The following is a 25,966-nucleotide window of genomic DNA, read 5'->3' as shown; positions in this document are numbered from 1 at the left end:
AAGCGGCGTTTCTTACTCTCTACATGGGAGAACAGGAACGCCGCTTTTTTCATGCCCTTTGTTACGCAGTAGGGGCAGAAAAAGCCTTGCTACAAGCGGTTTTCCGGGCGCGTATCTGGCGCGGAAAGGGATTTATACCTTATCCCCCGAAACCGCGCTTCTACTGCGTAACAAATCCAAAGCAAAGGAGCTATGAACTATGGCAGTTTTCAGAGTGGAACGGAACAAGGGCTACACCGTAATGAGCAACCACCACCTACGCAACAAGGAGCTTTCCCTAAAGGCAAAGGGGCTGTTGTCGCAAATGCTGTCACTCCCCGAAGATTGGGACTACACCTTGAAAGGCTTATCCCTTATCAACCGGGAGAAGATAGACGCTATCCGCGAAGCCATTAAGGAGCTTGAACGCGCCGGGTATATCGTCCGTTCAAGGGAGCGCGACGAGAAAGGACGCTTGCGGGGCGCGGACTATGTGATATTCGAGCAGCCGCAGCCGCCTACGCCGGATTTACCTATATTGGAAAATCCAACGCAGGAAAAACCAACATTGGAAAAACCTACGTTGGAAAATCCAACGCAATTAAATAAAGATATACAAAGAACTGACTTACCAAAAAAAGAAAAATCAAATACAGATTTATCAAGTACCCATTCCATTCCTATCCTTTCCCCTAACCCCTCTCCTTGCAGAGAAGCGGCTACGCCGCCGGAACGGAAAGGAACGGAAGCGGCAGCACAGAGCGCAGTTGATATATACCGGGAAATCATCAAGGACAATATCGACTACCACATTCTCAAACAGGACATGAAGTTTGACGGGGACAGGCTGGACGAGATTGTAGACCTCATGCTTGAAACCGTATGCACCGCCAGAAAGCGGGTACGGATTGCGGGGGACGACTACCCGGCAGAGCTTGTGAAATCTAAGTTTATGAAACTGGACGGCGAGCATATCCGCTTTGTGCTTGACTGTATGCGGGAGAACACAACGAAAATCCGCAACATCAAGCAATATCTGAAAGCAGCCCTTTTCAACGCCCCGTCCACTATCGGCAATTATTACACTTCCCTTGTCGCCCATGACATGGCAAGCGGCGCACTGTCACCGAAAAAGCCGCAGTACGGCGACCCGGACTATTCTCAATGTTCGCAAGGTAGCGCGGCGAGATAAACATTTCGTCGCTCACTTTCTTGCGGCTCTCCTTGCGCCCTGTCCGCGCCGCCTTTATCGCTGCCCCAAAAGCCTTGAAATCGTATTTCGGTACTGGTCTTTTTGCCATAGTTATTCACCCTGTTACATTTTACTGTTCTCCTTTGCTTTTGAATATGTCTATGCAGTTCTATTAGTTAGCCAAAATAAATCATATTTTTCTGCCTTGCAATTAAATACCGGCTGAATGTATCTTGACAAGCAGACGCAAAAAGAATATAATACATACCAAACGAATGAAATGGAAGGTGGTAGATACATGGCGCGTAATAAATATCCAGAAATAACCGTTGAGAAGATATTAGAAGTGTCACAGCGGTTATTCATGGAAAAGGGGTACGACAATACAACGATTCAAGATATTGTAAATGAACTTGGCGGACTGACGAAAGGAGCAATTTATCATCATTTCAAGTCAAAAGAGGAAATTATTGACGCATTAGGGGGGAAACTCTTTTTTGACAACAATCCATTTGTTACCGTACAAAATCAGAAAAACCTAAATGGTTTAGAAAAAATGCGTGAAGTCATTAAGTTAAACCACGCAGATAATGATAGGACTGAACTTGGAAAACAGAGTATTCCTCTTTTGAAAAATCCCCGCTTGTTGGCTGAACTGGCTGATACAAACAGGAAATTGATTGCCCCTCTTTGGTTGCAGCTTATTCAAGAGGGAATAGAGGACGGCTCTATCCAAACCGAGTATGCAAAAGAACTATCTGAACTTTTGCCATTACTTACAAATTTTTGGTTAATTCCCTCTGTCTATCCTGCAACCCCGGAAGAACTGCTTTCAAAGTTTGCATTTATCAAATATTTGTTAGATAGTATGAACTTGCCGATTATTGATGATGAAATTTTCAGTATGGCACAGAATTACTTTGAACACTTAAACATAGGCGAATAGATAAAATTGCCTTGCAAAAGGCAGTTTTATTTTCAAACTATACATTCATTCGTAAGGTATTATTTTTAAGCATATACATACCGTCTTAATGTATGAAAGGAGAATACTATGTCAAAATTAGACCAAAAAATCGAAAATGCTGCAAACAAAATTGAAGTTGTCGCAAATGAAGCATGGAAAAAGCGGTCATTCCGCATTGTATCTAAGTCTATATCTGCTACGGCAGAAATCGGACTGATGATAGGGGCTGCACATTTATCCGAAAAAGGCTATAAATCAGCCGCCACCTGCCTGTTTGGTTTAGGGGCAGTAGGGCTTGTCTGCGATATGCTTTTTAACAGAAAATAGGAGGACACCGCTATATGATACGATACTTAAAACAATACAAATTCTTGCTTTTCCTTACCGCATTATTTACTGCAATCAGTTCTCTATCTTATGTATTTATTGCTATCTTATTGCAACAAGTTATGGATATTGTAGATATGGGCGATATGGACGGCTTTATTAAAATACTACTCTTTTCTTTAGCCTACTTTGCACTTATGGGAGTATTCATGTACCTACAATCTTTGTTTAGCAAAAAATTTGTCTGTAAAATTATGAAAGCTGTCCGTTCTAAAACCTTTATAGGAATTGAACGGCACACGATTGAGGACTACTCTAAAAATAATACTGCTGATTATTTATCTGCAATTACGAATGATGTAAAAATGATTGAAGATAACTATTTACTTCCCCTGTTGCAAGTTATCCAGTATACGATTATTTTTATAGCTTCCCTTGCTGTAATGATTTACTTTGACATTATCGTTACAGTCTGCGTGATTATCGCAATCGCTATCATGCTTGTTGTACCCAGTCTATTCGGAGGACTACTCTCCAAACGACAGGATAAATATTCTGATATGCTATCCGATTTTACAAACCATGTAAAAGATCTGTTATCCGGTTTTGAGGTTATCAAGTCTTATCAAATGAAAAAATATGTCCTCTCACGATTTGAAATAAGTAACGAGGCCACTATAAAAGCAAAATATTCTGTTGACAAGGCGATTGCGGCAAATGAAGCGGTTTCTATGGTGCTTGCGCTTCTTGTTCAAGTGGTTGTTGTTTTTCTTTCTGCATACTTCATTATCATTGGTCGTATCAGTGCAGGAGCCTTGTTAGGCATGGTACAGGTAAGCAGTAACCTTGCAATTCCATTATTGATTATTTTTAGCAATATTCCCAAAATCAAGAGTATAAAACCAATTACACAGAAGCTAAATAACCTTTCAGATTACAAGGAACAGAACACAAATATAAAAAAATCACCCTCTTTCAAAAAAATGATTTATGTAGATGATTTGCATTTTTCCTATGATAAGGAAAACGAAGTCATAAACGGTATTTCACTATCCATTGATAAAGGGAAAAAATATGCTTTTGTCGGTAAGAGTGGGTGTGGAAAGTCTACATTTATTAAGCTGATTGCCGGATATTACTCTAACTTCAAAGGTGATGTACTATATGACGCAGACAGTCTTTCCGTTTTGGATATTGATAAAATAACTGCGCTATCGTCGGTCATTCATCAGAATGTTTATATGTTTGATGAGAGCATTTTAGACAATATTTGCCTACACGAAGATTTCAGTAAAGAAGAATTGCAATCCATATTGTCTGATAGTGGTTTATCACAGTTTATTGAGCAAGTACCAAACGGACTTAAATATCACGTTGGAGAAAATGGAGATAACCTTTCCGGCGGACAGAAACAAAGAATTGCCGTAGCAAGAGCTTTAATTCGTAAGAAGCCACTGTTGATTTTAGACGAGGGTACGTCTGCTATTGATATGCAAACTGCATATGATATTGAAAGTAGGCTATTGGCAATATCTGATTTAACGCTACTTACTGTCACTCATAATATGAGCAGCGATATTCTTACACTCTATGACGAAATTGTATTTATGGCAGACGGAAAAATAATTGAACATGGCACATTTGAAGAACTTATTACTAAACACGCTGCATTTTATGACTTCTACCAACTAAAGAAGTAGGTATCTTTACCGACAGCTTACAGGACATCATCAACCTTGCACAGAACCTTGACTGCTACTGGATTTATCCGTCCGTCCACAATGAAGAAGAATACGGGCGTTATCTGGTTGACGAACTGGAAGAACCGGAGCTTCCCGAAGAAGCGAAAAAGTATTTCATGTATGAGGAATACGGGCGGGACGCTTCCATTAACGACGACGGTATGTTTACCGAAAAGGGCTATATCTACAACAACCGCAACACCTTTACAGAATGGTACGACGGGCGCGACGTGCCACAGGAATACCGGGTAACGCCGCAGCCCCCGCAGCGGTCACGCCCCGACCCGGAAAAGGTAGAAATGGACGCAGCCGCGCCGGGACAGAGAACCGCACAGACCGCAGAGCAGCCACAGGAGCCGCGCCCGGTTATCCCTATCGTGCTGACGAGCGAGAAGCCCGCCGAGAAATTAAAAGAGATTACCGACCGTCTGGAACAGGGTATTGCGGAACTCTTTGACAGCGAGCGTTACAAGGAATATCTGAAAGTCATGTCAAAATTCCATAATTACAGCTTCCGAAACACCGTCCTTATCGCCATGCAGAAGCCGGACGCTTCCCTTGTGGCGGGCTTTTCCGCTTGGAAGAACAACTTTGAGCGAAACGTGATGAAAGGGCAAAAGGGAATTAAAATCATTGCCCCGTCGCCCTATAAAATCAAACAGGAAATGCAGAAAATCGACCCGCACACGCAGAAGCCCATAATCGGCAAGGACGGGAAGCCCGTCACCGAGGAAAAGGAAGTCACCATACCCGCCTACAAGGTGGTATCCGTCTTTGACGTTTCCCAGACCGAGGGAAAGGAGCTGCCGGACATTGCCGTTGACGAACTGACAGGCGACGTTGACCGCTACAAGGATTTTTTCGCAGCCCTTGAAAAGACTTCCCCCGTTCCTATCGCCTTTGAAAATATCGAGGGCGGCTCTCATGGCTACTACCACTTGGAGGACAAGCGCATTGCTATCAACGAGGGCATGAGCGAATTACAGACCTTAAAGACCGCTATTCACGAAATCGCCCATTGCTGTTCATATTATCTTGCCTCCTGTTCCTGTTGTCTGGGTTTCTTTTCCATGCTGCGGGGCGGGATGGGGCGTTTCAGCCCTTCCAGCACCGAGGGCCTTTCGCGTTTGGCAATCGCCGCTTCTGGACGGGACTGCCCCTTGCTGTCCATGTTCAGCTCCATATCCAGCTCCACCAGACGGGCGTTCTTGACCCGCAATTCCTCCTCATAGGGGAAGGCTTTGCCCACTTCCTCCTTCGCGGCGGCCTGCTGCTGGTAAAGGTTATCCAGCTGGACTTTTACGCTTTCCAACCGCTGGGGCATCTGGGAAAGCGCGTTGTCAATCCGGGTCAGGTTGCCGCGCGGGTCCGCGCCCAGGGCGGTACGGTGGGTCATCCTGCCTTTCAGTTGGAGCATATATTCCTTCTGAAAAGCGTCAAAGGTTACAAACATAGCAAATCCCCGGTAGCTGCCGACCTGCACCGGCTCGGAGCCTTTAACCTCCTTGCAGGCGTCCAGAAGGGCGGCTCCGGCGTTCTCTTTGTCGGTGAGCGTATCGCCCCGGACTTCCATGCCGGTAAATCCGTCTGTCGGGTGGGGGTGTGCCGCCAGGGTTTCCATATCCGTTTCCAAGCCCTGGATAAAGCCCTTGTGTTTTTCAATCTCCTCTGGGAAGTGCTTTAACAGCTGATCTTCCAGCCGGTACTGCTTGCTCTGGTGGTCGGCCTTCATCAGCTTTAAGCGGGATACCTCCACATCCAGGTCCATACGCTCCTTGATGCGGGGGTCCCCGGCACACAGGGCCTTGATCTCCGCAAAGGACAGGGCGGTTTCGTCCACATCGTCACAGCTGCGGACCGGAGATTTTGAGGTCATGATCTGGGAGATGAATGTATAAGTCAAATCTGCGTTGCATAAGCAGATAGATTACTGCCCGAAAAAAGGACATAAAAAAATCCCTCCAAACTTTAAAACAGGTCTGGAGAGTGTCTGTTAAGTCTTTTCGGGCATAGCAATACCGCCCACCACACGCCGTTTTTTTATTATGGTGGGCGTTTGTTTTACAAACTTATATCCTACTAAAAAAGAGCCAACAAACCGCGAGATAACGTACTCACTTGTTCATCGGCTCTGCGTCTTATGCGTCTGGCTCTTTGATAATAATCACTTGTAATTTTTTTGCTTCAATCAATGTTTCCTGTTTGCATTTTGGACAATATAGGGGAAAGTTTTTCAATTCTGTATCTTGCCGTATCTGTAACCTTGTTTTATTTCCGCAGATTGGGCAAAGCAACCATTCTGTTTTCATAATGTCAAATCCTTTTCTTTCATAAAGCAGATGCTTATACTCTTATTTCTTCCTAGATTTTACGCAAATATCGCTTAAACAAAAAGCATATCCACATAGCAGATAAAATAAATGCGGGCAGCATATAAAGCGGCATATTTTCTAAAATCGCTTTTCCAATCCAAAAAGAGGGTAGCGGAGATATTACATACTGTATATCTGATTTAATGAAAAACGGGATAACAGCACCCAAAATAGTCAGCGTAGATAACTTCGTTACTGCCATACCCTCTAGCTTGTTTGATGAAATCGTCAGTACAAGCAATGCAACAATCATGCCCTGCAAGGTTCCTCCTGCCGCAAGCAATAAAATGGTAAGCGGAGAAAGAGGCGTCAGTTTAAAAACAGGCAGCAGAATAATAGTCGCAAGAAATGCAATAGCAGAAGGCACGCCAAACCGTGCAACTATGTAACCTGTTTTTCTTAAAGGCGTAATGAATAAATAGACGGCTGTCTTTTCATCCCTTTCCTCTAAAGAAATCATTGCTGAAACAAAGCAGAACATAGTGGATGACAGCATTGCAAACAGAATGTCAACCAACTTGTAATAGGGAGAAATAATTGCCGCTATATGAAAACTGTCTGTCAAAGCGGCTTCTATGAAAGGTATGGCAAACCGAAAGAAAAAGCCTGCAAGGATGGGCGCAAAACAAGATACAAACAACATCATGTCCCGCCGCATAGCTGCCGCCATTTGGAAAAAACTCAATCTAATTGCTTTCATAGCTTTACACCTCCCATGCTATCCCACATTTTCAAGACACAAAATCTTGAAAGCACAAATAGAATTACCGTCGTTGCCACCACGCCCCAAAAACCTATTACGGACGAAGAATGCCCTGAAACCATATCCATACAAACATTGACAGGATAATACCCGCACCATGCAGGAGTAATTTTAAATAAATGCAAAATTGCAGGAACAAAGCAAACGGCTTCGATTGGCACAGTCCACAATATAAACTGATTAAGGCTTGCAATTTTTGTTGCAACGATTATTCCAAATAATGTAAATATCACACTGGATATAAACGTACCAAAAAGCACAATGTGCAAATTATCCGCATTTGCGGCTAATGCTAAAATAGCTGCTACGACAAGTGAAATGGCTGACAATGAACTGACTTTAGCAATCACATATTCCGTCGCATGGACAGGAGAAACCGCCAATGCACAAGTTGTATGCTGGCTCTTTTCCAAAAGGACAATCGCCCCCATGAAGAACAGCCCCATTGATGCGGGGTCAGAAAAGATTAAAATTGCGGCAGCTTTTTCTTTCCAATTTTCGGGAAGCGCAGAAAGCACTGCTATATAGATTACAGTCAACACTGCATATAAAAAATAAAAACCATATTTCGCTTGAAAGCGCATATCCAATAAAAACAGCTTTTTCAACCTCATAACAGCGTCCTCCCCGTAACATCCATAAAAATATCATTTAAGGTTGGCTCACTGCTGTGAATGGATTGCAGACGGTTTTTGGCTATCAGATTTTTCAGCCGCTCATCAGAAGATATTTGTTCCAAAGGGCAGCTTGCCCTATGCTCCCCATCCTCAACCCATGTATATGTTACGGTTGCCGCTCCTTTTGACATAATCAGATTGTGCGGGCTGTCAAGGGCGCATATTTTGCCGTTTACGATAAATGCCACCCTGTCGCAAAGCTCGGCTGCGTCCTGCATATTATGCGTCGTCAAAAGAATGGTTTTCCCTTTTGCCTTTTCCTCTAAAATCATATTTTTCATCATACGGCTGTTTGCGGGGTCAAGCCCGCTGGTCGGCTCGTCAAGGCAGAGCAGGACAGGGTCATGCAGCAATGCTTTTATAAAGTTTAAGCGGGATTTCATGCCCTTTGAATAATCGGCTACACGTTTATCTGCATCCTGCTCCAAACCTACCGCTTCCAAAAGTTCATCTATCGGGCGTGGCTTTTTTTCGTATAATGATGAGAAAAACTGCAAGTTCTCTTTTGCCGTCAGCTTTTCATACATTGTTGAAAATTCAAAATCAACCCCTATATTCTCATAAAAATTCTTTGCACGATTTTTACACTCAATGCCATTTACCAGACAGCAGCCTTGATATGTTCTCAACATTCCAATCAAGATTTTCTGCAATGTGCTTTTGCCTGCCCCAGATGGTCCTAAAAATCCAAAAATTTCACCCTCTGGAACAGAAAAACTCATACCAGAAATAAATGGATTTTTCGTGTAACTAAACGAAAGATTTTCTACTGTAATCATGTCTACCTCCATACTGTTTGACTTAATCACTCTGAATAGTCAATTTAAGGGCTGTTTTAAGTCTGGCTGGTTGCCAGACTCTTTAAATAATTTGTGTCACAATACCATAAATCAAGGAATACAACGCTTCATCATACTGTTCACCAATCTCTGCTTTATGCAGCGTTGCAAAATAGATTGCATGGAATGTGGCACTAAGAACTTTTATATCTACTTCTTTTTTCACAGGAAATAGGGCAAGCATTTTTTCAATCGTATCTGTATCGTCCCGAAAATGCTCCTCCACAATTTCCCGTGGCAGCTTACGCACAAGCAATTCCACTTCATTAACATCAATCAATTTCAAAATCAGCATTTCCTCTGTCATTTTATAGAACTCAAATATCACATCGGTCAGCTTTTCCGCCGACAACTCTGTATTCGCAATGCCAGAAATGGTCTGATACAGCTTGCGGTTGACAGTTTCCTGCTGTTCTTGAATGACTTCAAACAAAAGTAATTCTTTTGATTTATAAAAGAGATAAAAAGTTCCTTTTGGAATATTAACCCGTTTCACGATTTCATCGACTGTCGTGCGGCGGACGCCATACCTTGCAAGGCATTTTGCCGCTTCTTCTTTCAGCCGCTTTCTGATATATTCCCGTTCCTGCTCTGAATAGCTCTTTGGCACTTTACCGCCTCCCATTTGACTAATTTCGCTTATACAGTCATTATATACATTTTATAAAACTCTGTCAACATTCTATTTCATAGAAGTTTATATCGTTTATGAGAAATAGCAGAAGTTTTTACCATCCGAAATACAAAATATGCTGTTCCGTTGGTATTATCAATGCTTTCATAATTTGGGCAAACCAAAAACAAGAGGGTAAGAGATTTCATCCCTACCCTCTGATTTTAACTCTTTATGCGTATATGATTTCCTCGTTCACAATCTCCCTCGCACAAGCCCTTATGTTATTGAGCTGCCCTGTCCATTCTAAGGCGTTTTCTTCCTTTAGGCATTCCGTTATGCCTTGCGCCTGTTTCATGCCCTCTATGAGCCGTTCAAAGCGTTCCTGCGCTTGTCTGTCGATGTCGGCAAGGTATGTATTCAGCTTGCCGCTTGTGAGAAGATTGGTGTATGTAACCTTGCGGTAATGCTTCAGATATTCTAAGTGTCTCTGTCCCCATATGCCTATCGGCTGTTCTTCTTCGGTGGGTAATCTCAAATCGGGTATAAGATACCCATTTTCTTCGTGGTATGTGCCGCCTAACTGTTCAAATAATGATTTTGCCATTTTCTATTTCCTCCAGATATGATAGTCACTCCACATATTTGTGTCTGCTGTCTTAAACACAATTTTTGAGTTTTGTCCTTATCTGGTTTCATACTTTTCTGATTTATCGACAGAACTGGTTTTTAGTTGCATAAAAGAATATATTGGGGACGGCATAGGCGTGTTCCTTGCAATCTCGCCTATTGTTGCTTGTGTGGCTCGTATGAAGAAAGGGTACTGGCTTGCACTGATATTTACGGAAATATACTCCTGCGCCGGATTGTTTGCTGGGATGTCGAGTGCGCTTCTGCCCCTATATCCCATTAACGCTGTGTTCAATCTTTCCGGCTACCATATTACGACTTCAGGAAAACGGGTCATAAGCATCGCTGTTTTGGCATTGTGTGGCTGTCTCTCTGCTCTGATATTAAAAGGGCTGAAAACGAAAAAAGAATGTTGAACAGGTATCCGATATGAAGAAGAAACTAATCATTTTGATTATTGTTCTATTGGCGTTTGCTATGTTGCATTGTTATACCGAGGATAAATTCAGAACCCCGCCGCCAAAAGGAATGACAGAACAGATAGAAGAGTGGGTTAATCAATTCTTCTTAGATTAGCCGGAAAATGATGTGCTGATAGATAACGGAGGAACAATCGTGGAAAACAAATTATATAGGATTAGGAAAGGAAAAATAATCGCCGGTGTCTGTGGCGGCATTGCAAAATATTTTGGTATAGATACTAAGATAGTACGCCTGCTATGTGTTGCTCTTATAGCAGCATATGGGAGCGGCTTGTTGGTTTACATCGCATTTGCCTTGTTTGTACCAAAAGAACCGAGATAGAAAAACAAGGCAAAATATTATGCGTAACCTTTGTGTCGAAAGATTGGGATATTGTATTCAGATGAAGAAAACGATTGAGTAGATAAAGGAAGACACATAAGAATACAGACATCAGGATGATTCTGATTTGAGGAAGCAGGGTAAGCAGCGGAGGGTATCTTTGCTGGTTGCGTTGCTTTCTTAAATTTGAAAATACAAAGATTTTGAAAGAAGATTTTCGTCATGAACCAACAACAGAATAAGAAAAGAAAAAAGAAAAGGCGCCTGAACTTGCCCAATGCCATTAAGTTAAGCATTTTGTAAAAAGATAAAGAAACCGCCAAATGTCAAGACTAAATTACAAAAAAGTTCAATAAATTTTCCCGACTTGTGAAAAGCGGGGGTTCCGGCGCGTTTGGAACCCCCGCTTTTGTGCAAAAAGGCAACAGGAAACCAAACCGGGCGTTTTTTCGCTTCCGGCTCCGCTCCCTTTCTGTTCAATTTTTCGGGGGCTATGTTATGTACCGCTCGAAAAGCATTTGCGGCGTTGCCCAGCCCAATATCCGCCGGGGATAGTTCGCCAGCCACTCTTCAACTTCTGCAACCTCCGCCGCGGTCACTTCATCAAAGCTTGTTCCCTTTGGAAAGAACCGCCGGATAATGCGGTTCATGTTTTCATTGCTCCCCCTTTCGTATGCAGAATACGGGTGGCAATAATAAATCTTTGTGCGGGGCTTCCGCGCCCGCTTTGACCTCTCCATTCCGGCGCAATCCTGAAATTCGCTTCCGTTGTCAACCGTTATTGACCTGAACACTTGCCGGAACCCCGCGCCCATCCTCCGCTCTATACGGTCAAGCCCCCGCACGACGCTTTCCATCGTGTGATCGGGAACGCGAAAAATCACGGGGTAACGGGTCAACCGCTCTGTCAGCACCACCAGCGCGGCCTTGCTTCCCTTACAACCTATAATGCTATCCATTTCCCAATTCCCGAAAGTTTCGCGGTCTGCTACTTCCTGTGGGCGTTCCTCTATGGTGTCCCCCTTTGCGGGCCGCGCCCGTTTCTGCCTGTCCCTGTCCTCTGGCTTTCTGTGGTCCCCCTTATACAAAAGGTGTTCCGCCGTAACATTCAAGAAAATGTCGCCCCGATAAATCCAGTTATAAAGGGTCGTTTCGCAAATATGGGTGTCGAACTCCATTCCGTCAATCGCAATTTGCGCCAAAGCCGCGCCGGGGGACCTCTTCTTTTCAATAATCTGTTCTTCGATATACTCCGCAAAAGCAAAGTCTTTCCCCAGCTTTATGTCCGGCCCCTTTGCCCGCAAATGCTCTTGATACTTTCGTTCCGCAACGTCCGCGCAATAGCGCGACACGGGTTCCAGTTCGCTTGTAAGCTGTTCGCACATTCCCCGCGCAATTTCATTGTATACGGTTTTCAGGCAAACGCCCAAAGCTTCCGCAATTTTCGGTTTCGGCGTTTTTATCTTTAGCATACGTTCAAGGGAAAGCCGATCTTCCCACTTCAAATGCTGATTCCCTTTGTAATTCATAGGCCCTCCATGCAGGAAAACCCGCCCAAGCTATAAGCAAGGGCGGGTTTTCGTTTTCTCTATTCTTTGTTATTCCCCGTTCGTCTGCTGTGCCGCCGCGTCAAGCGTCGTTTCTATCCATTCATTCAACGACTTTCCCGCCGCTTGTGCCGCGGCAAGATACGTCGCTTTTTTCCCTTTTTTCACATAAGGGTAAAGACGATCATAGTTCGCCGCGTTCCATTTGTTTTTTGCGCGGGTGTTGCTTGCGTATTTCTTTTTTTCCATGCTTGCCCCTCCTTTCTGCTTCCTTTGAGATTATAGCACTTTTCAAATACTCACGCAAGTATGAATATTGCACAATCTCACGCGAGTATCTTTGTGCAATTTTGCGTGTTGACTTTTCATACTCACGCGAGTATAATAATAGACAGAAAGAGGGAAACACAAGCCGCCCACCCGCCGGGGCGTTTAAGAATACGGCGGGGGCTAACCTTACGGGCCGACACGAAAAGGGGGCCGACACGGTAAAAGGTAACGTCAACATTTCGTTTAATATATGGAGGTAATCACATGAACAAGTTTGAAATCGGCAAGGAATACTTTTCCCGTAGTATTTGCAACCACGATTGCGTTTTCACCATCAAAATCACCAAGCGCACCGCTAAAACGGTTTCTTATGAATATATGGGTGAATCCCGGCGTTCCAAGATTCGGGTTGACGATTCCGGCGAATATATCCAGCCTGATCGGTACAGTATGGCCCCTGTTTTTCGGGCTTCCCGTGAAATTCAAGCAGAGGAAGCACCCGCCGTCGTGGAGAAACCCGCCGCCCCCGCGCCCGTTGCAGGGGACGCGGCCCCCTCTAAAATCGTGACGATCTCCCAGCCCGCCGACGACGGCACAGTTATTGTCATGCTGGGTCAGCGCGTCGAATGCGTGTGCGGGGCTTGCTATCCCGTTCAGGGCGGAACGGTCGTCGGATTCTGCGACGAACCCGCCGGACGCTTCACCCGCGGCGGCGTTTTCGCCTTGATTCGCTGGGACGAACGCCCCGGCAAGCCCGAACGGGTCCGCCTTTCCGATATTCACCGCCGGGGCTGGCGTTCTGCGGGCGGCTCCCCCCTGGGCGTGTTCGTCTGCTGATACTTAACACAAAAGCCCGCCGGGTTCCATTCCCGGCGGGCTTTTAATCTTCCTGTTCTGTCAGCCATTCCATAGACACGCCCAGCACCTTTGCAAGCACAGTCAATTCGTAGTCGGTAACAAAGCGGGTCCCGATCTCAATTCGGCTTACGCTGTCCCGCTCCATTGTTACCCCTGCAATCTGCAAGCGGGCGGCAAGTTCGGCTTGCGTTATGTTCCGACGGGCGCGGGCTTCTTTTATCCGCTGTCCGCAAAGGTTCTTTCGGCCTTTGTATTCGTAAATCTTCAACGCGGCTTCCCTCCTATGTGTTAAAGTTCCGCTTTATTCTTTACTTTAACACGTGGCAAGTGTATAATTGTGTTAAAGGTCAGAACGACGTTGAAACAGACGGTTCCACCTTTGAAAAAATAAGCAAGCCGCCTAACCTTTCGGGCGGCGGAATGGAGGATTCCAAAATGAAAAGGGTTCTTTCTCTTATCCTTGCGGTGGGGCTTGCGCTGTCCCTCTCCGCGTGCGGCGACGTGCTGGTTGATCTCGACACGCCGAAATCAAGCGAACTTTCCGCGCAATATGATTTCTACCCGGATTCGATGAACACAATTCGGGCAGATATGCAGATCACGCCGGAACAGGCCGACGACGTTTTCATTGCGCTTGTGTCCTGCGGCCTTGACGGGAAGATCAGCACGGTTTCCGAAACCGACGGCGTTTACAAGGTTCGCTGGGGGACAAATACCCTTGAAGTTATGATGAACGACGACGGCACGATTTCCGAAATCAGCGACGGCAAAGACGTTCTTTATCCTGAATACAAACAATATAACTTCTTGCTTGACTGTGACGTGAAAACTTCCGATGTGAAAAGCGGTTCCGGCGACGTGATCGGGCAACGGGCTTTTGTCAGCGTCCTAAAGTCCCAACTTGCAGAACTTACGGCGGAAAATTTCGCCGAATTTGCCGAAACCGTCGTAAAAGATAGCGGGTACAACTATTTCACGATTAAGTGTGACGACGGAACAGGGATTGTCTTTGACGGCTCCGACGTAACGATTCCCGTTTATGGAACCCTCGACGACGACGGGCGCGTTACTGATACCGCCGGATTTATCACGCGCGGCGTGGACGGCTCTTACACATACGAACAGGCCGACTAAATACCGCCAGCCAACACAAAAAAGCCCGCCGGGGCAAAATCCCGGCGGGCTTTCATGTTGTCCGAACCTGTCCGAATCGGACGGTTATTTTTCGTTCATGGGAACTATCATCCCCGGCTCTGCTTTCAATTCTGTGGCGATTGCTTCCACTTCCAGCGGGGAAGCAGTAACGACAATTTCGGTCGTCGGTTCAATATACGCCGCTATGTTCTCATTGTTGCCCCACGCCTTTTTCGCTTCCTCCAGCGCGGTTTCGATCATGCTTTCAATGTCCTTTTCGCTGAAAAGCAGTTTTAGAACGGCGGGAATCCGCTGGTAAATCCAGTCGGACACGGCGGCAAGCTTCAACTTTCCTGTTCCGCCACCGAACTGCTTTTCTGCCTGTGTAACAAGGCTAAAAAGAACCTTGTTCAGCACCTTTGTTTCGCCGCGCTTGACAAGTACGACGATCAGGGCAAGGAACGCAAGGATAACCAGCACGCTGTCCCAATTTGCGAACAGAAATTGAATAATATTCATTGTTGTTTCCCCTTTCTTTAGCCGACGACGGAACAGGCGGATTCAGGAACCCAGCCCAGCCCGTCAATGTGTACGCCGCATTTGCGGCCCGGATAATAATATTTAACTGTGTATGTGCCGTTTACGGCCTTTCCCTGCCCGTTCCCGTTGCTATCCCGGTATAAGGGGCCGGAATACTTCACCCGCGCACCGACGCGCATTTTCGGGGCCGGGGCGGTCCCTGTGGACGTTGCACCCTGAATGTCTGCAAGGTCAACCCAGCCGTAAACCGTGGACCCGCCGCCGCTTTGCGCGATAAGGTGAACCGGGTGTTTTGCCCCCAGCGCAAGCTGTGTGACCTTTGCCGTTCCCGGCTTACACGCGGGGCCGCTGTTTGCGTTTGCACTTGCATAATGCGCCGCGCCCGTAAAATGCACCACGTCGCCCACAACGGGCATTCCCGCGCCCTGCGTATCATTTGACCCCGTAGACGTTGCGGGCGGCTCTGTGGGCCGCGTGGCGGTTCCAGCGGGGGCTTTGACCGTAACCGCCGAAAAATCAGGCAATCCGAACCCGCGAATATACCGCCCATTGACGGCAAGGCTTCTATACCCCACCGCGTTGCTCATGTTGCCCTCAATCACTTTGATTGTGGACCCTGTGACAGATACCACGATTCCGACGTGATCGGGCGCGGCTGTATTGTCGGTTTCCGCATAATTCGGGCCGTCGTTCCAGTCGTAAAAAACCACGTCGCCGGGGGCCGGAACGTATGCGTCGTTTTCCTGCCAGCGTCCCAGCTTTTGGTATAGTTCAATCATTTTTCCGCAACCGACTTCCTTTGGCATGACCGCCAATGCGCCGCCCCGAATGCTTACAACGGACACAAAGCACGCGCACCACGCGTCGGTGTACTTCATGGGGTAGCCGCGGGCCAGCGGCTTGTCCGCATTGTAAATGTCGATTATCTTCTTGTGGCTCCCGTCGCTCTCTTTGCACCCGAAAAAGCTTTCAGCGATTGCAACGATGTTTGCCCGGTTCTGCTTCTCTTTTGCTGTCATAGTTCCTTGCCCTTTCTCCGCTCCCGCGGCGTACTTGTTATAGTAGGTCTGCCCGTACCCAGCGCGGCGTTCCTGCGCCGCTGTGCTTTGATCTGCGGGCCGCTCGAATTTCAGCAAAACCGCGTCGGACGCGGCCCGAACCGAACCCGTCGTTTTCAGGACGGACAGAACCGCCGCATAACCCGTGTTCAGTTCATGAAGCAAAAATTCAAGCTGTGTTTCAAGATCGCCCACCGACGCGCCCCGCGCTTTGACGAACTCTAAAAGGGCCTTTTTTCGGCTCCAATAGGTCCATTGTGCAAGGCCGTACCCAGCGGAATCGTTCACGAAATTTCCGTATGCGCCGGAATCTACCGCCGCCGTGTACGTTTCGTCTGTGAATCCCAGCTTCTTTTCATAGCTGTTTTGAATGTTCGTCGGCTTCAAGCCGCTTTCGGCGTACAGATTCCCCATAAGGCCCGCGGCTCCCGCCGGGGTCATGCCCTTTCCGATCAGGAAATTATAAATCTGTTCTTCCGCCGTTTTTCCTCTCAATGCCATTTGTAAAACCTCCCGTTTAAGGCTGAATGTTGTTCAGGTCAACGGGCAACCCCTCTGTTTCGGACGGGTTCGCCTTTTTGATCTTCACGACGTTTTCCGCCTTTGCTTTCCACGAATAGAAACCGATAACCGTTGCCGTAGGGGTTCCCACGTATGCAAGAAAAACCCCTAATTGCGAAAGATCAATCAGCACCGCCCAAAAGCCCAGCCCGAATCCCGCAAAATAAGTCAAAAGAACCGCCGAAAGAACAAGCTTTGAAAACTCAATCTTTCGGTCGGTTCCTTTTTCCTCTTTGACAGTCTGTGCGGCTCTGCTTCGCGCGTGTCGGCGTTTCCTATACTGCCGCCGCTCAATCAGCGCAAGGGCGGCAATGCCGCCGATCAGTCCTGCGGCGACGGCGAATACATATCCCATGCCGCACCGCCTTTCACAAGAAATCGTGTTTTATCAACCGTTCATCGTACACGCGTTTAATGTGTGCGACGGCGTGTGTTGCGCGGTTGTTTTCATAGTCCGGGTGGGTATCGCAATACTTTTCGTAAAAGTCGATTTCCGCCAAAATTTCTATGAAATCTTCCCTTGTGTGCGGAATATCCCGCAATAACTCATTGTTGAATTGCAGGATTCTTGATCTGTGTAAATCTGCATTTCGCGCGTCGTCCGTTTTGATGTGTTCATCAAGGGTTTTCCGCGTTTCGTCCAGTTTTGAAAGTACGTCTTTGTTGATTGCGCGTCCTATCGCCCGTGCAATAGCCGTCCACGGGTTAAGCTTGATAGGGGCAATCTGAATCAGCGTGACAAGAACAAGGAAAACCCCGCCTCCACTGGTCAATAACTGTGCAATCGTCACGTTCTCTACCTCCTGAAAAAGAAATCTTTGTAAACGCTTTTCAGCGAATACGGGGCAATGTCAGGCGGTTTCTCTGTTTTACCGTACACGGCGCATTCATAGGCCCATATAAGCCACCGTGCCGTGTCCTCCGCCCAAATCGCAAGGGGCATAATAAAGAACCACAAAAGGCCGAACGCTGGGCAAATCTGCCCCAGCACGTTGCCGGGCTGATTGCTATAATCCCAAACGCCCAGCCCCAGCCAAAGGTTCAGAACGCACCCGCTTACAAACTCGACGGCAAGGACGATCAACGCCCCGATCATTGCTTGCACAATGACCGGGGCGCGGTAAAAACCGGGCCGCTGATTGATTGCCCCCACAAGAACCCCGCAAAGCCCGCCGACAATCAGCATTGCAGGGTGGGAACGTCCCCGAAAGAGGATTTCAAGGGTAACATACACGGCCCCCAGCGCGGCCCAAATCGTCAAAACGCGTTTCATGCCGCACCCCCGCCTGCGGCGGCGATAATTGCCGCCATGCTTGCCGCAAGGTCTTTCGGAAGTTCCGCCCCGTAGACAATCGCGGGCAGTTCTTCCAGATCGGCCCGCGCAATCCACGCGTTCATGTGATTGCAGTATGTCCGATGGTAGAACACGTGGGCCGTTGCCGCCTGTGCAAGCGCGGTAAACTCTTCCGCCGGGTACATACGGCAAAGTTCCCCGTCTGCGTGATAGGGAACCGCCGCCGCGCCCTCTTTGACCGTCTGCGCCTGTGCCATCAATTCTGTTTGGTCGTGTTCGGTCAGGCTATACCGTGACCCGTCAACTTCAATCCCCGCATAGATCGCGGCGGAACAGGCCGCGCCGATCTCTTGCTTTTTCACCGCGCGGACCTGTGCAACGTCGTTCCAGTCGGCGGGGGGCTGAATCCCCATCCGCTCCAGCCGCATATTGCGAATACTGTCTTGCTTGTGCTGTACGCTCATTCAAAATTCCCCCCTGCCGAAACAATGTAGCAATCGCCCGTTGCCCCGTTTCTCTTGACCTTGATTCGGAGATTGAACCCCCATTGTGCCGCGGTCTTTGTGGTGTTATTCAAAAAGAACTTGTTCCCGCTTGTGACGGCCTGTGTCACGTCCTCCCACGTGGGCGACGCGTCAAAGGCATTGTTGCAGGCTTCAACGGTAAAGGTTGCCCCCGTCGGAATCTGCCGCGTAACGCTCATGATTGCCTTTGTAACCGCGTCGTCGGAAGTCAGCGGGGTGGCCAGCGTCATTTCGATTTCGGTTTCGTTCTTTGTGAACGTATAGGTTCGGGTGGCGGTTCCGCCGACGTTATCCGCGGCGGAGATTGTCAGGGTATGGGACCCGTTGGCAAGCTTCACCCACTCCGCCGCCGTGACGTTGAACGAATAGTTCTGCCCACTGGTCGCGGTATAGGTTCGCTTCACCGTGTTGTCGATCTTTTCCGTGACGGACAGCGTTTGCCCGCTGTCCGGGTCTGTGACTGTGTAAGCCTGATTGAACGCCCCGGTTTTCGTTCCAAGATCGCCGTTGTTCCCGCTGATTGTGGGCGGCGTGTTGTTTATGACGGTTCGGGTCGGGCTGGTGCTGTATGCTGATTCTGCGCCCGCGCTGTCGTAGGCTTTAACCCTGTATGCGACGCTTTCCCAGCCCTGCGTGATCGTGTCGGTATAGGTTTTATTGATACCTTTGTAAAGCTGTTTCCACGCGCCGCCGTTGTTCTGCCGCTCCAAAATGTACCCGGACAAATTGCCGTCTGCGTCCGTGGACGTTCCCCATGTTACGGTCAGGCTTTGCCCCCCGCGAACCGTCGTCGGAACGGTCAGGCTGGGCGGCGTGCTGGGGGCGCGATTCCAAATGATTGTGTATGCGCCGTCAGAATCCGGGGAATCAGATACCAAGATTGAAGATAACAAATTACAAAGCGGGCGAACGCCCCAGTAGCCGTAGCACGCGTTGCCCCAGTACATCGCGCCGGAGGAATTGACGCTGCGGACGTCGTACGAGTTGGACGCGTAAGCGTCGCAAAGCCAGTAGTACCAAAACGAATTTGTGTTGAAACTGCTGTTTGTGTACTCACTTTTCGACACACATTCCGCCGTGGGTTTCGCCCGTCTGGAAGCGTCGTCCGTGAACAGGGCCAGCTTGCTCCCGCATACAACGTCGCCCGTCAAGCCGACTTCCGTTGACGACGCAAAAAAGATTTTGTCGGTGCAAGTTTCAGTTCCGCCGCCGTCCACCGACGCTTTGCCGACGGTATGCGTTGTAGTAAGCAGGGCGGCGACAAAGCTTGCCGAGAACCCCGCAAGAAATCCCGCTTCCCCGTCGTATTCGTTGTAGTTGCTCCATACATTAGCGTTCGACGGGGGCGCGTCTGCGCTGTGCTGTGCGGCGTACCATTTGCCCGCCGCCGCTTGACTGTTCAACCACCGCCGGATATTTGAGTAAATCCAGCGGTTATTGCCGTAAGATCGGCGGTTGCTGTCGCTGTTGCCTGATTCGATAGCGTCAAAGCATTTCAGCGAAATAATGCGTTCTGTAATCAGCGTCACGGAATTTGCAGGATAACCCGCGTGGCCCTTGTCGGCAATCTTCCAGACAATGGGCTTGCCATTGTAAAGCGTTCCCGTGTCCTTTACCAATGTACCGACGGCAAGAGAACTTAAAGCTTTTGCCATTATGTGACACACTCCTTTTCTGAAAGTTTTTCTTCAAATAGGGTTTTATACAGTTGGTCCATTTCGCGGATAAGGTGATAGCAATTCCCCTTTTCCGCGTGGCTCCGCCAGCTTCCGTAGGATTGTTTAATCTCCCGCATGGTGATTTTTCCGCGGTCCAGCAAAGCCCGCTGTTTCTTTAGCTTCCGTTGTTCATTGCTCTTGCTTGCCCTCCTTACTTTCCGAATCACTTTGCCGCTGTCGGTCAGGTATGAATGAAACCCTAAAAAGTCAATACCGTTCCGCAAAGGAAAGATGTTCGTTTTGTTGTTCAAGGTCAGCCCCAGCCGGGCAACATACCGTTCTATTTCGCGGCGGCAATACTGCAAGTACGCCTTGTCCTCATGTATCAAGTAAAAGTCGTCCATATACCGCCCATAATAGCGAATACCCAGCTTTTCCTTGATGAAATGATCTAACCCCGAAAGGTACATGACCGCGAACCATTGTGAAGTTTGATTTCCAATCGGAACGCCCGGATTCTCCGTACTGTCAATAATCATATCGACAAGCCATAGAACGCCGGGGCTTTTGACGTACTGCCGTACCATCTGTTTTAACGGTTCATGCTGAATCGAATAGAAATACTTCGATATGTCGCATTTGAGAACCCAGCCGTCGGCGTAATCGGCGGCTTGCGGGGCGGGCCGCGGCAACCCCTCCTCCCGGCCCTCCCGCTCCGCCTTTGCCTTGTGTGAAAAATAATAGGACCGCATGAACTCTTCCAGCCTGTATAGGCCGTCATGCGTCCCGCGCCCGCGCTGTGAAGCGTAGTTGTCCCGGATAAAGGCGCGGGAAAATGCTGGTTCAAGTATGTTATCGCATAGGGAATGCTGAACGACTTTATCTTTGAACGCGTTTGTCATAACGACGCGCTCTTTCGGTTCGTACACCCGAAAAACGAAATAGTCAGACGGTTTATACGTCCTGTTTTTCAGCATTTCCGAAAGTAGGCAAATTGCTTCCAGCAAATTCGCTTCAAACTTTGCGACGCTGGCTTTGCCCCTTTTACCTCTGCGGGCTTTCAGGAACCCCGCATACAGGTTTCCGAAATCATATACCCGCGTAAAATCTGCGTCTGTCATTATAAAAACTCCTTGCCGTGTATAGAATCCGCCTTGCAGGGCGTTTCCCACCCCGTCAATGCTTCATCATCGGACCCCGCCACGCGCCCGCGGCGGGGCGGAAGCTGGTTCCCGTGGGCCTTGCTTCACCAATCTTGTATTTACCGCCGCCCTCTCACCGCGGCGGAGGGATACACCTTCCTTTGATAGTGGGCCTCTGTTTTCGGCTTTTGGCTTACTCAATCGCGGAAATCCACCAAAGCGGGCGAACGCCCCTGTTGCCGTTGTACGCGTTGTTCCAGTTCATCGCGCCGGAGGAATTGACGTTGCGGACGTTGTACGAGTTGGACGCTACAAGGCATACCCCAAAGAAAACCCGGCGGGCTTTATCGCCGCGCCGGGGTCCCTCTCTGCATAGTTGCCGCCCTCTGCTGATCTTGCTTGCGCCACTTCGCCGTCATGTACTTAACGTCCAAAACGGCTTTTGTCCATGCGGCGCATTGATCGTTTGAAATAAGTTCCAGTTCAAGGGAAAGTTCAATCAGAAAAAGGACTGTCTTGCATTTTGTCAAAGCCTTTTTCTGTTCGTATCTCCGTTCGCGGAACTCTTGCAGGTCGGCAAGGTCAAGTTCGTTTGCTTCCTGTATATGCTGGAAAATATCAATCGTCAGGTCGTGTAATCGGTTTACAATGGTAAAGCGATACTTTTTCGGAAAACGCCTGTCATTCGTCATTCGGAATGTATGCTTTACAAGGTCTTTCGCCTTTGCGATTATGGTAAATTCGCTTTGTTCAGCTTGTTTCGGCGGCGGGTTCATTTCAAACACCGCCTTTCCCTGATTCGCGCAACCTCCGCCGGGTCCCCGTCAAACGTGAACCCGTGTTCTGTGACAGTAAGAACCGCCCGCGCCCCGGTGTAGGTTGTCCCGCTGATCGTCAGCACGTCAGCGGCCCCGCACCGTTCGCAAGGCGGTTCAATCTCTGTAAACAGGTTCCCAATTATGCAGGACAGTTCCCGGCGTGTGCAAGCATATTCCGTCAACATTCGATTCTCTGCCGTTCCGCGTTCCAAATACCCTTAGTCAGAATGATTCCGTCAAGGGAATCAAAAGACACAAGAAACGGGTTCCCGGTAATGTTATTGAAAAGTCCATCTTCCACACGGGCAATGCGGCTTTCAAGGCCCGCGGCAAGATTCAGGGCTTGCGCCGCGTCCTCTGCCGCCTTTGCCGCTGTTTCAACCGCCGCGCTCCATGCGGCCTTTTCTTCCGCCGAAACGTGAATGTCTGCGTCCTCTGTATGCTCGATCAGGCCGGAAATAGCCGTGTCATAGTTTCCCATTGTGGTGGGGTTCACGTGAATATCGCTGTTGTTTACATGGGCGTTCAGGTCGGTAACGTCCGCTTTCTGCTCGAACTTTGCTTCATGGGCCGTCTGCGCGGCGTTGTGTTCCTGAATGTCCTTTTTCGTCGCGGTCAGGGCGTAGGGGTCAACGATGAACGTAATAATTCCCGTGTTTGAAAACTCGATGTGCATTGTCACTTCAACTTCGCCCGCCGCGCCGCTGGTAATTATGACTTTTTCCGTGTCCGGCGTGTTGCAAATGGCAATCGTGTATTCGCCGTCGTCCAGAACCGCCATTTCGCGGATAGTGAACCCGCCCACGTCGGAGGGGATAACCGCCACAACGTCAATCATGTTCGGGGAATCCGGGTTGACGGTCACGCTGGACACGTCCCCGCGCCACGTTTCATTTTTTAGCCCCTGCATATCTGCCGACGGCACGTAATAGGCCCCGCCGCCGTCGCCGACGGCAAGGGTTGTCAGGTTGATTTTTTTACCCTCCAGCACCGCTTCGCGGGTTCGCATGGTCCCCACGTCGGTTACGATAGTTCCGAATTTTTTTGTCGTTTCCTCTGGCATTGTCTATCCCTCATTTCTCAAAGGTTGAATTTGAAGCTTTCGCGTCTGCTGTGTGTAGCCGCCGAAAAGCATTGACCCGCTGGACGTGATGAAGTTTGTAAGCGACGGATTGATTTCAAGCCGCGTCGCAAACGTCGCAACGGCCCCGACAAACACGGTTGCTTCCTCTGTGAAGTTGTCCGCCAAATACGGCCACACTTCAAGGCGGGTTCCTATTGCGTGATACCCGGCGACGTGAATTGTCGTCGCTTGCTCCATCTGGTAACTGATCGTTTCCAAATGGGAACGCAAATTTTTATAGAACCGCACCCGCTCCAATACTGCCGCTTGCTGTTCGGCTGTCACGCCCTCCGCCGCGCCGATAATCACTTTGAAGCGGAACGGGTCGCCGCCGTACTCGAACCACTCTTGAACCTTTGTGCCGGGGAATACGGCTCCCAGCGCGGTTTCAACGGCGTACTTTGTCCCCAGCCGCCTGTGTACCCTTACGCTGTCTTTAATAGTCCGCCGTTTTACCTCTATCGGGTAAGAATAGTCGTACCAATCGACGTGGAGATCATAGGCCAAAATATCAAGGGTCTGTTCGTCCAGTTCGTCAATGCGGGCATAGATTATGTTTTGCTTGATCTGCCGTGCCGTGGCCTGTAATTGCTCCGCTATGGTCTGTGCAAGCGCAAGCATATTCGGGTCGTTTTTCAGGGCGGGCGGAAGCGAACGTGTAAAGTCGATTGAATACAGGTCATTCACTCTCTGCACCCCCGTTCACCGCCGACGCGCTCCCGCTCAAAAGCGCAACCGCATTGTCAGGAACGACGGCAAAGGCCGGGGAACGGATTTCAACGCGCTTTGCGCCCGCTTGCATAAGCAGGGCGGTTAAATAGGACGGGTTCACGTCCCGCCCCATTCTTGCCCCCTGCCATTCGCGGAACGTCTGAACCGCCGCGGCGATATTTGCCGCCACCGTTTCCGCGCTTACCGCTCCGCCCTCTTGCGTGTAATAGGTGAAGTCGATAGCATACGAAACCGTTTCAGGGGCCGCAACGGTAACGTGATCGGTCAGGGGGCGCACATTGTCCGCGTTCAGAATGTCCGAAACGGTTTTCAGCATTTCCGTTCCCGGCAATTCGCCCCCTGCAAGCAGAACCCGCACGTCAACTTCCCCCGGTTCCGGGGAAGTTGCTTTCACGTCCACAATCAAGGCCGACGCGGTTTTTGCGAAATACTCATAAGCCCCCAGCGGCCCTGCGGTCGAAAAGGTTTCCATGCTCTCCCGCATTCGGTCATAAAAGGCCGCGTCGCTTTCCTTGTCCGCTCCGCCGTCCGATTCGGACACATTTTGCACGGTTCCAAAATACGGGAAGATGTCTACAAGCTGATTGATCTGTCCCGGAACGAACCCGTTTCCGATTTCCCCCGCGGTCAGGCATTCCGCGGCAACGTCCCCGCTTGTGTCGCCCGCAAGGATTGTCAGGGTTTCCAGCGTTTGAAACATGATTTCCCCGTCAACCGTTGCGCGTGTCCCCGCCGGAATGATTGTCGCAACCTCCAGCGGAATGGAAAGCGTGAACCGCAACGTCGTTTTCGCCTTTTCCGGCTCCAAACGGTAAGCGTCTTTGAATATCTCTGCAAGGGAATCTAAATATTCCCCCTCTGCATACCGCGGCACGTTTTGTTTTGCCGAAAAATCAATGTTGACCCGCTCTTGAATGATAATGTCCGCCACCCAAAGGATAAACAGACGCGCGGGGTCTGCCGGGTATAGCGTCCGCCCCGTGAATGCTTCGTAAGACTGAATCAGGGCGTTTTCAAGTGTCGCCGTGTCCGTGTCTACAAATGAAATTTCGGGATAGCCCCGGTTATTCGTCGTCAATTATGTTCACCTCCACAACTGGAATCAACGCGCCGGGCCGTTCCCCTAATTCAAAAGTCACGTCGCCGATCTGCGCCCGTGGTTCGTATTGTTCCACCGCTTCTAAAACCTCTGAAATCAGGATAGGCTGGGCCGTCTGAATCGGCTTGTCAAGAAACCGTTGTGCCATGCCCAGCCCCCTGTCAAGAGGAACGGAAAATTTCGGGGTCGAGATAATGACCGCTACATTCTGCAAAATCTCTTCTTCCCGTGTTGCGGGCGCAAGATTGATTTTCGTTAAGTCGTAGGCTTTCACAATGTACGCCATTTTCTCACCCCTTTATCTGCTGGAATATGATTTCATTGTTACGCTTACTTTTGAAACAAGCAGATTGCCGCGGTTGTCGTAACGGTCAAGGGAAGTCGAAACTTTCGTAATAACCCACTTGTTTGTGCCGTAGGCTTTCGGCCCGATGATAAGCGGGTGAACTTCTCCCCGGCGCATTGCTTGAAGCAGTTTTGCAACCTCTGAAATGGGATTCACGCCTAAAAAGACGGAAAAGAACATGGAAAAACTCATGCTTTCCACTTCCCGCCCTGTGTACTCCAAAAGCGGCTCTTTCAAATGCCTGTCATGGGTCGAATACTTCGCGCCGCTGTCCCATTTCAGGCCCGTAAACGTCTTTACTTCATTTCTGGAAACGGCAAAGGTAATGTCGCCCCAGCACCCGATCAAGGCCATTTC

32 protein-coding genes and 4 pseudogenes are annotated in these 25,966 nt (G+C 48.8%); 9 read left to right on the top strand and 27 right to left on the bottom strand.

All coding sequences use genetic code 11. The annotated features are described in order from the left end of the window. The first annotated feature begins 199 nt into the window (after positions 1 to 199). Positions 200 to 1,171: a DUF6017 domain-containing protein gene (locus VSQ30_RS10115; protein ID WP_334463819.1), complete on the top strand. Its 972-nt coding sequence runs from the start codon at positions 200 to 202 to the stop codon at positions 1,169 to 1,171. Here the strand turns inward: VSQ30_RS10115 and VSQ30_RS10110 are convergent. Continuing rightward, positions 1,137 to 1,280, bottom strand: a pseudogene (locus tag VSQ30_RS10110) (transcriptional regulator); the annotation flags it as partial. The gene VSQ30_RS10115 and the pseudogene VSQ30_RS10110 overlap by 35 nt on opposite strands. A gap of 189 nt (positions 1,281 to 1,469) precedes the next feature. Here VSQ30_RS10110 and VSQ30_RS10105 point away from each other — a divergent pair. The 4 genes and pseudogenes from VSQ30_RS10105 to VSQ30_RS10090 all read left to right on the top strand — a co-directional run. Continuing rightward, on the top strand, positions 1,470 to 2,117 hold the full coding sequence (locus VSQ30_RS10105) for a TetR/AcrR family transcriptional regulator (RefSeq protein WP_334463816.1): 648 nt from the start codon (positions 1,470 to 1,472) through the stop codon (positions 2,115 to 2,117). A gap of 108 nt (positions 2,118 to 2,225) precedes the next feature. Further along, on the top strand, positions 2,226 to 2,465 hold the full coding sequence (locus VSQ30_RS10100; protein WP_334463814.1) for a hypothetical protein: 240 nt from the start codon (positions 2,226 to 2,228) through the stop codon (positions 2,463 to 2,465). Between the two features lie 14 nt (positions 2,466 to 2,479). Beyond that, on the top strand, positions 2,480 to 4,165 hold the full coding sequence (locus VSQ30_RS10095) for an ABC transporter ATP-binding protein (RefSeq protein WP_334463812.1): 1,686 nt from the start codon (positions 2,480 to 2,482) through the stop codon (positions 4,163 to 4,165). Next, positions 4,165 to 5,226: pseudogene (locus VSQ30_RS10090) on the top strand (antirestriction protein ArdA); the annotation flags it as partial. The gene VSQ30_RS10095 and the pseudogene VSQ30_RS10090, both read left to right, overlap by 1 nt. Positions 5,227 to 5,237: 11 nt before the next feature. Here VSQ30_RS10090 and VSQ30_RS10085 read toward each other — a convergent pair. The 7 genes and pseudogenes from VSQ30_RS10085 to VSQ30_RS10055 all read right to left on the bottom strand — a co-directional run. Then, positions 5,238 to 6,098 (bottom strand): annotated as a pseudogene (locus VSQ30_RS10085) (SNF2-related protein); the annotation flags it as partial. A gap of 231 nt (positions 6,099 to 6,329) precedes the next feature. Beyond that, a pseudogene (locus VSQ30_RS10080) lies at positions 6,330 to 6,516 on the bottom strand (cysteine-rich KTR domain-containing protein). Positions 6,517 to 6,568: 52 nt separating this feature from the next. Beyond that, a complete protein-coding gene (locus tag VSQ30_RS10075; RefSeq protein ID WP_334463808.1) occupies positions 6,569 to 7,279 on the bottom strand; it encodes an Rv2686c family ABC transporter permease subunit in 711 nt (236 codons plus the stop codon). Beyond that, on the bottom strand, positions 7,276 to 7,956 hold the full coding sequence (locus VSQ30_RS10070) for a fluoroquinolone export ABC transporter permease subunit (protein ID WP_334463807.1): 681 nt from the start codon (positions 7,954 to 7,956) through the stop codon (positions 7,276 to 7,278). The genes VSQ30_RS10075 and VSQ30_RS10070 overlap by 4 nt, the downstream gene beginning before the upstream one ends. After that, positions 7,953 to 8,798: an ABC transporter ATP-binding protein gene (locus tag VSQ30_RS10065; protein ID WP_334463805.1), complete on the bottom strand. Its 846-nt coding sequence runs from the start codon at positions 8,796 to 8,798 to the stop codon at positions 7,953 to 7,955. Before VSQ30_RS10065 ends, VSQ30_RS10070 begins: the two co-directional genes overlap by 4 nt. Positions 8,799 to 8,880: 82 nt before the next feature. Then, entirely contained in the window at positions 8,881 to 9,468 is a 588-nt protein-coding gene (locus VSQ30_RS10060) for a TetR/AcrR family transcriptional regulator (RefSeq protein ID WP_334463803.1), read from the bottom strand. Positions 9,469 to 9,703: 235 nt separating this feature from the next. Further along, positions 9,704 to 10,078, bottom strand: a complete 375-nt coding sequence (locus tag VSQ30_RS10055) for a TnpV protein (RefSeq protein ID WP_334463800.1) — start codon at positions 10,076 to 10,078, stop codon at positions 9,704 to 9,706. 40 nt (positions 10,079 to 10,118) lie between these two features. On the opposite strand from VSQ30_RS10055, the gene VSQ30_RS10050 reads away from it, so the two are divergent. Both VSQ30_RS10050 and VSQ30_RS10045 read left to right on the top strand, forming a co-directional pair. Beyond that, entirely contained in the window at positions 10,119 to 10,517 is a 399-nt protein-coding gene (locus VSQ30_RS10050; RefSeq protein ID WP_334463798.1) for an ABC transporter permease, read from the top strand. Positions 10,518 to 10,716: 199 nt separating this feature from the next. Continuing rightward, positions 10,717 to 10,905: a PspC domain-containing protein gene (locus VSQ30_RS10045; RefSeq protein WP_334463796.1), complete on the top strand. Its 189-nt coding sequence runs from the start codon at positions 10,717 to 10,719 to the stop codon at positions 10,903 to 10,905. Between the two features lie 491 nt (positions 10,906 to 11,396). Here the strand turns inward: VSQ30_RS10045 and VSQ30_RS10040 are convergent, their stop codons facing one another. Both VSQ30_RS10040 and VSQ30_RS10035 read right to left on the bottom strand, forming a co-directional pair. After that, positions 11,397 to 12,434, bottom strand: coding sequence for an IS30 family transposase (locus VSQ30_RS10040; protein ID WP_160265513.1), 1,038 nt, complete (start codon positions 12,432 to 12,434; stop codon positions 11,397 to 11,399). A gap of 69 nt (positions 12,435 to 12,503) precedes the next feature. Further along, entirely contained in the window at positions 12,504 to 12,701 is a 198-nt protein-coding gene (locus VSQ30_RS10035) for a hypothetical protein (RefSeq protein WP_160578480.1), read from the bottom strand. Positions 12,702 to 12,986: 285 nt separating this feature from the next. Between VSQ30_RS10035 and VSQ30_RS10030 the strand changes: the two genes are divergently transcribed. After that, complete coding sequence (locus VSQ30_RS10030; protein ID WP_160265514.1) at positions 12,987 to 13,559, top strand: hypothetical protein; 573 nt, start codon at positions 12,987 to 12,989, stop codon at positions 13,557 to 13,559. Between the two features lie 43 nt (positions 13,560 to 13,602). Here the strand turns inward: VSQ30_RS10030 and VSQ30_RS10025 are convergent, their stop codons facing one another. Beyond that, a complete protein-coding gene (locus VSQ30_RS10025; protein ID WP_160265515.1) occupies positions 13,603 to 13,848 on the bottom strand; it encodes a helix-turn-helix domain-containing protein in 246 nt (81 codons plus the stop codon). A 167-nt stretch (positions 13,849 to 14,015) separates the two neighbouring features. On the opposite strand from VSQ30_RS10025, the gene VSQ30_RS10020 reads away from it, so the two are divergent. Further along, positions 14,016 to 14,714, top strand: coding sequence for an LptM family lipoprotein (locus VSQ30_RS10020; RefSeq protein WP_160265516.1), 699 nt, complete (start codon positions 14,016 to 14,018; stop codon positions 14,712 to 14,714). Between the two features lie 84 nt (positions 14,715 to 14,798). Here VSQ30_RS10020 and VSQ30_RS10015 read toward each other — a convergent pair whose 3' ends face one another. The 16 genes from VSQ30_RS10015 to VSQ30_RS09945 form a co-directional block, all read right to left on the bottom strand. Further along, entirely contained in the window at positions 14,799 to 15,233 is a 435-nt protein-coding gene (locus tag VSQ30_RS10015; RefSeq protein ID WP_160265517.1) for a hypothetical protein, read from the bottom strand. Between the two features lie 17 nt (positions 15,234 to 15,250). Then, entirely contained in the window at positions 15,251 to 16,813 is a 1,563-nt protein-coding gene (locus VSQ30_RS10010; RefSeq protein WP_334463791.1) for a phage tail tip lysozyme, read from the bottom strand. A gap of 16 nt (positions 16,814 to 16,829) precedes the next feature. Continuing rightward, positions 16,830 to 17,228 (bottom strand): hypothetical protein, encoded by a 399-nt coding sequence (locus VSQ30_RS10005; protein ID WP_160265518.1) that lies wholly within the window; start codon positions 17,226 to 17,228, stop codon positions 16,830 to 16,832. A gap of 13 nt (positions 17,229 to 17,241) precedes the next feature. Then, a complete protein-coding gene (locus tag VSQ30_RS10000; RefSeq protein ID WP_160265519.1) occupies positions 17,242 to 17,664 on the bottom strand; it encodes a hypothetical protein in 423 nt (140 codons plus the stop codon). Between the two features lie 5 nt (positions 17,665 to 17,669). Continuing rightward, positions 17,670 to 18,146: a putative ABC transporter permease gene (locus VSQ30_RS09995; protein WP_160265520.1), complete on the bottom strand. Its 477-nt coding sequence runs from the start codon at positions 18,144 to 18,146 to the stop codon at positions 17,670 to 17,672. Continuing rightward, a complete protein-coding gene (locus tag VSQ30_RS09990; RefSeq protein ID WP_120428263.1) occupies positions 18,143 to 18,631 on the bottom strand; it encodes a DUF4376 domain-containing protein in 489 nt (162 codons plus the stop codon). The genes VSQ30_RS09995 and VSQ30_RS09990 overlap by 4 nt, the downstream gene beginning before the upstream one ends. After that, entirely contained in the window at positions 18,628 to 20,346 is a 1,719-nt protein-coding gene (locus VSQ30_RS09985; RefSeq protein WP_334463788.1) for a DUF6273 domain-containing protein, read from the bottom strand. The genes VSQ30_RS09990 and VSQ30_RS09985 overlap by 4 nt, the downstream gene beginning before the upstream one ends. Next, the gene (locus VSQ30_RS09980) at positions 20,346 to 21,521 is read right to left on the bottom strand and encodes an RNA-directed DNA polymerase (RefSeq protein WP_334463786.1); all 1,176 of its coding nucleotides are present in this window, start codon (positions 21,519 to 21,521) and stop codon (positions 20,346 to 20,348) included. Before VSQ30_RS09980 ends, VSQ30_RS09985 begins: the two co-directional genes overlap by 1 nt. A 163-nt stretch (positions 21,522 to 21,684) precedes the next feature. Continuing rightward, complete coding sequence (locus VSQ30_RS20620) at positions 21,685 to 21,885, bottom strand: DUF6273 domain-containing protein (RefSeq protein WP_350339954.1); 201 nt, start codon at positions 21,883 to 21,885, stop codon at positions 21,685 to 21,687. After that, complete coding sequence (locus VSQ30_RS09975; RefSeq protein WP_160265522.1) at positions 21,836 to 22,267, bottom strand: four helix bundle protein; 432 nt, start codon at positions 22,265 to 22,267, stop codon at positions 21,836 to 21,838. Before VSQ30_RS09975 ends, VSQ30_RS20620 begins: the two co-directional genes overlap by 50 nt. Further along, positions 22,264 to 22,494, bottom strand: a complete 231-nt coding sequence (locus VSQ30_RS09970) for a hypothetical protein (RefSeq protein ID WP_161474296.1) — start codon at positions 22,492 to 22,494, stop codon at positions 22,264 to 22,266. The genes VSQ30_RS09975 and VSQ30_RS09970 overlap by 4 nt, the downstream gene beginning before the upstream one ends. Next, entirely contained in the window at positions 22,488 to 23,372 is an 885-nt protein-coding gene (locus VSQ30_RS09965) for a phage tail protein (protein ID WP_160265523.1), read from the bottom strand. The genes VSQ30_RS09970 and VSQ30_RS09965 overlap by 7 nt, the downstream gene beginning before the upstream one ends. 3 nt (positions 23,373 to 23,375) lie before the next feature. Further along, a complete protein-coding gene (locus VSQ30_RS09960; RefSeq protein WP_160265524.1) occupies positions 23,376 to 24,119 on the bottom strand; it encodes a phage tail protein I in 744 nt (247 codons plus the stop codon). Then, positions 24,112 to 25,242 (bottom strand): baseplate assembly protein, encoded by a 1,131-nt coding sequence (locus VSQ30_RS09955; protein ID WP_120428257.1) that lies wholly within the window; start codon positions 25,240 to 25,242, stop codon positions 24,112 to 24,114. Before VSQ30_RS09955 ends, VSQ30_RS09960 begins: the two co-directional genes overlap by 8 nt. After that, positions 25,229 to 25,549, bottom strand: coding sequence for a GPW/gp25 family protein (locus VSQ30_RS09950; RefSeq protein WP_120428256.1), 321 nt, complete (start codon positions 25,547 to 25,549; stop codon positions 25,229 to 25,231). Before VSQ30_RS09950 ends, VSQ30_RS09955 begins: the two co-directional genes overlap by 14 nt. A 12-nt stretch (positions 25,550 to 25,561) precedes the next feature. Beyond that, on the bottom strand, positions 25,562 to 25,963 hold the full coding sequence (locus tag VSQ30_RS09945) for a phage tail protein (RefSeq protein ID WP_120428255.1): 402 nt from the start codon (positions 25,961 to 25,963) through the stop codon (positions 25,562 to 25,564). Positions 25,964 to 25,966 lie beyond the last annotated feature (3 nt).

Source organism: Acutalibacter sp. JLR.KK004, assembly GCF_036941085.1.
In the GTDB taxonomy this organism is placed as follows: Bacteria; Bacillota; Clostridia; order Oscillospirales; family Acutalibacteraceae; genus Acutalibacter.
The sequence above is the reverse complement of the archived record's forward strand: the minus strand, read 5'-3'. Positions and strand labels throughout refer to the sequence as shown.

Excerpts from the sequence above, each read along its gene's own strand:
- VSQ30_RS09965 (WP_160265523.1), bottom strand. The coding sequence starts at position 23,372 with ATGCCAGAGGAAACGACAAAAAAATTCGGAACTATCGTAACCGACGTG.
- VSQ30_RS09975 (WP_160265522.1), bottom strand. The coding sequence starts at position 22,267 with ATGAACCCGCCGCCGAAACAAGCTGAACAAAGCGAATTTACCATAATC.
- VSQ30_RS10055 (WP_334463800.1), bottom strand. The coding sequence starts at position 10,078 with ATGGCAAAATCATTATTTGAACAGTTAGGCGGCACATACCACGAAGAA.
- VSQ30_RS10095 (WP_334463812.1), top strand. The coding sequence starts at position 2,480 with ATGATACGATACTTAAAACAATACAAATTCTTGCTTTTCCTTACCGCA.
- VSQ30_RS09995 (WP_160265520.1), bottom strand. The coding sequence starts at position 18,146 with ATGAAACGCGTTTTGACGATTTGGGCCGCGCTGGGGGCCGTGTATGTT.
- VSQ30_RS10035 (WP_160578480.1), bottom strand. The coding sequence starts at position 12,701 with ATGGAAAAAAAGAAATACGCAAGCAACACCCGCGCAAAAAACAAATGG.
- VSQ30_RS10070 (WP_334463807.1), bottom strand. The coding sequence starts at position 7,956 with ATGAGGTTGAAAAAGCTGTTTTTATTGGATATGCGCTTTCAAGCGAAA.
- VSQ30_RS09970 (WP_161474296.1), bottom strand. The coding sequence starts at position 22,494 with ATGTTGACGGAATATGCTTGCACACGCCGGGAACTGTCCTGCATAATT.
- VSQ30_RS09950 (WP_120428256.1), bottom strand. The coding sequence starts at position 25,549 with ATGGCGTACATTGTGAAAGCCTACGACTTAACGAAAATCAATCTTGCG.
- VSQ30_RS09985 (WP_334463788.1), bottom strand. The coding sequence starts at position 20,346 with ATGGCAAAAGCTTTAAGTTCTCTTGCCGTCGGTACATTGGTAAAGGAC.
- VSQ30_RS10115 (WP_334463819.1), top strand. The coding sequence starts at position 200 with ATGGCAGTTTTCAGAGTGGAACGGAACAAGGGCTACACCGTAATGAGC.
- VSQ30_RS10020 (WP_160265516.1), top strand. The coding sequence starts at position 14,016 with ATGAAAAGGGTTCTTTCTCTTATCCTTGCGGTGGGGCTTGCGCTGTCC.
- VSQ30_RS10065 (WP_334463805.1), bottom strand. The coding sequence starts at position 8,798 with ATGATTACAGTAGAAAATCTTTCGTTTAGTTACACGAAAAATCCATTT.
- VSQ30_RS10015 (WP_160265517.1), bottom strand. The coding sequence starts at position 15,233 with ATGAATATTATTCAATTTCTGTTCGCAAATTGGGACAGCGTGCTGGTT.
- VSQ30_RS10100 (WP_334463814.1), top strand. The coding sequence starts at position 2,226 with ATGTCAAAATTAGACCAAAAAATCGAAAATGCTGCAAACAAAATTGAA.
- VSQ30_RS09990 (WP_120428263.1), bottom strand. The coding sequence starts at position 18,631 with ATGAGCGTACAGCACAAGCAAGACAGTATTCGCAATATGCGGCTGGAG.
- VSQ30_RS10005 (WP_160265518.1), bottom strand. The coding sequence starts at position 17,228 with ATGGGATATGTATTCGCCGTCGCCGCAGGACTGATCGGCGGCATTGCC.
- VSQ30_RS09945 (WP_120428255.1), bottom strand. The coding sequence starts at position 25,963 with ATGGCCTTGATCGGGTGCTGGGGCGACATTACCTTTGCCGTTTCCAGA.
- VSQ30_RS10040 (WP_160265513.1), bottom strand. The coding sequence starts at position 12,434 with ATGAATTACAAAGGGAATCAGCATTTGAAGTGGGAAGATCGGCTTTCC.
- VSQ30_RS10105 (WP_334463816.1), top strand. The coding sequence starts at position 1,470 with ATGGCGCGTAATAAATATCCAGAAATAACCGTTGAGAAGATATTAGAA.
- VSQ30_RS10010 (WP_334463791.1), bottom strand. The coding sequence starts at position 16,813 with ATGGCATTGAGAGGAAAAACGGCGGAAGAACAGATTTATAATTTCCTG.
- VSQ30_RS10030 (WP_160265514.1), top strand. The coding sequence starts at position 12,987 with ATGAACAAGTTTGAAATCGGCAAGGAATACTTTTCCCGTAGTATTTGC.
- VSQ30_RS10075 (WP_334463808.1), bottom strand. The coding sequence starts at position 7,279 with ATGAAAGCAATTAGATTGAGTTTTTTCCAAATGGCGGCAGCTATGCGG.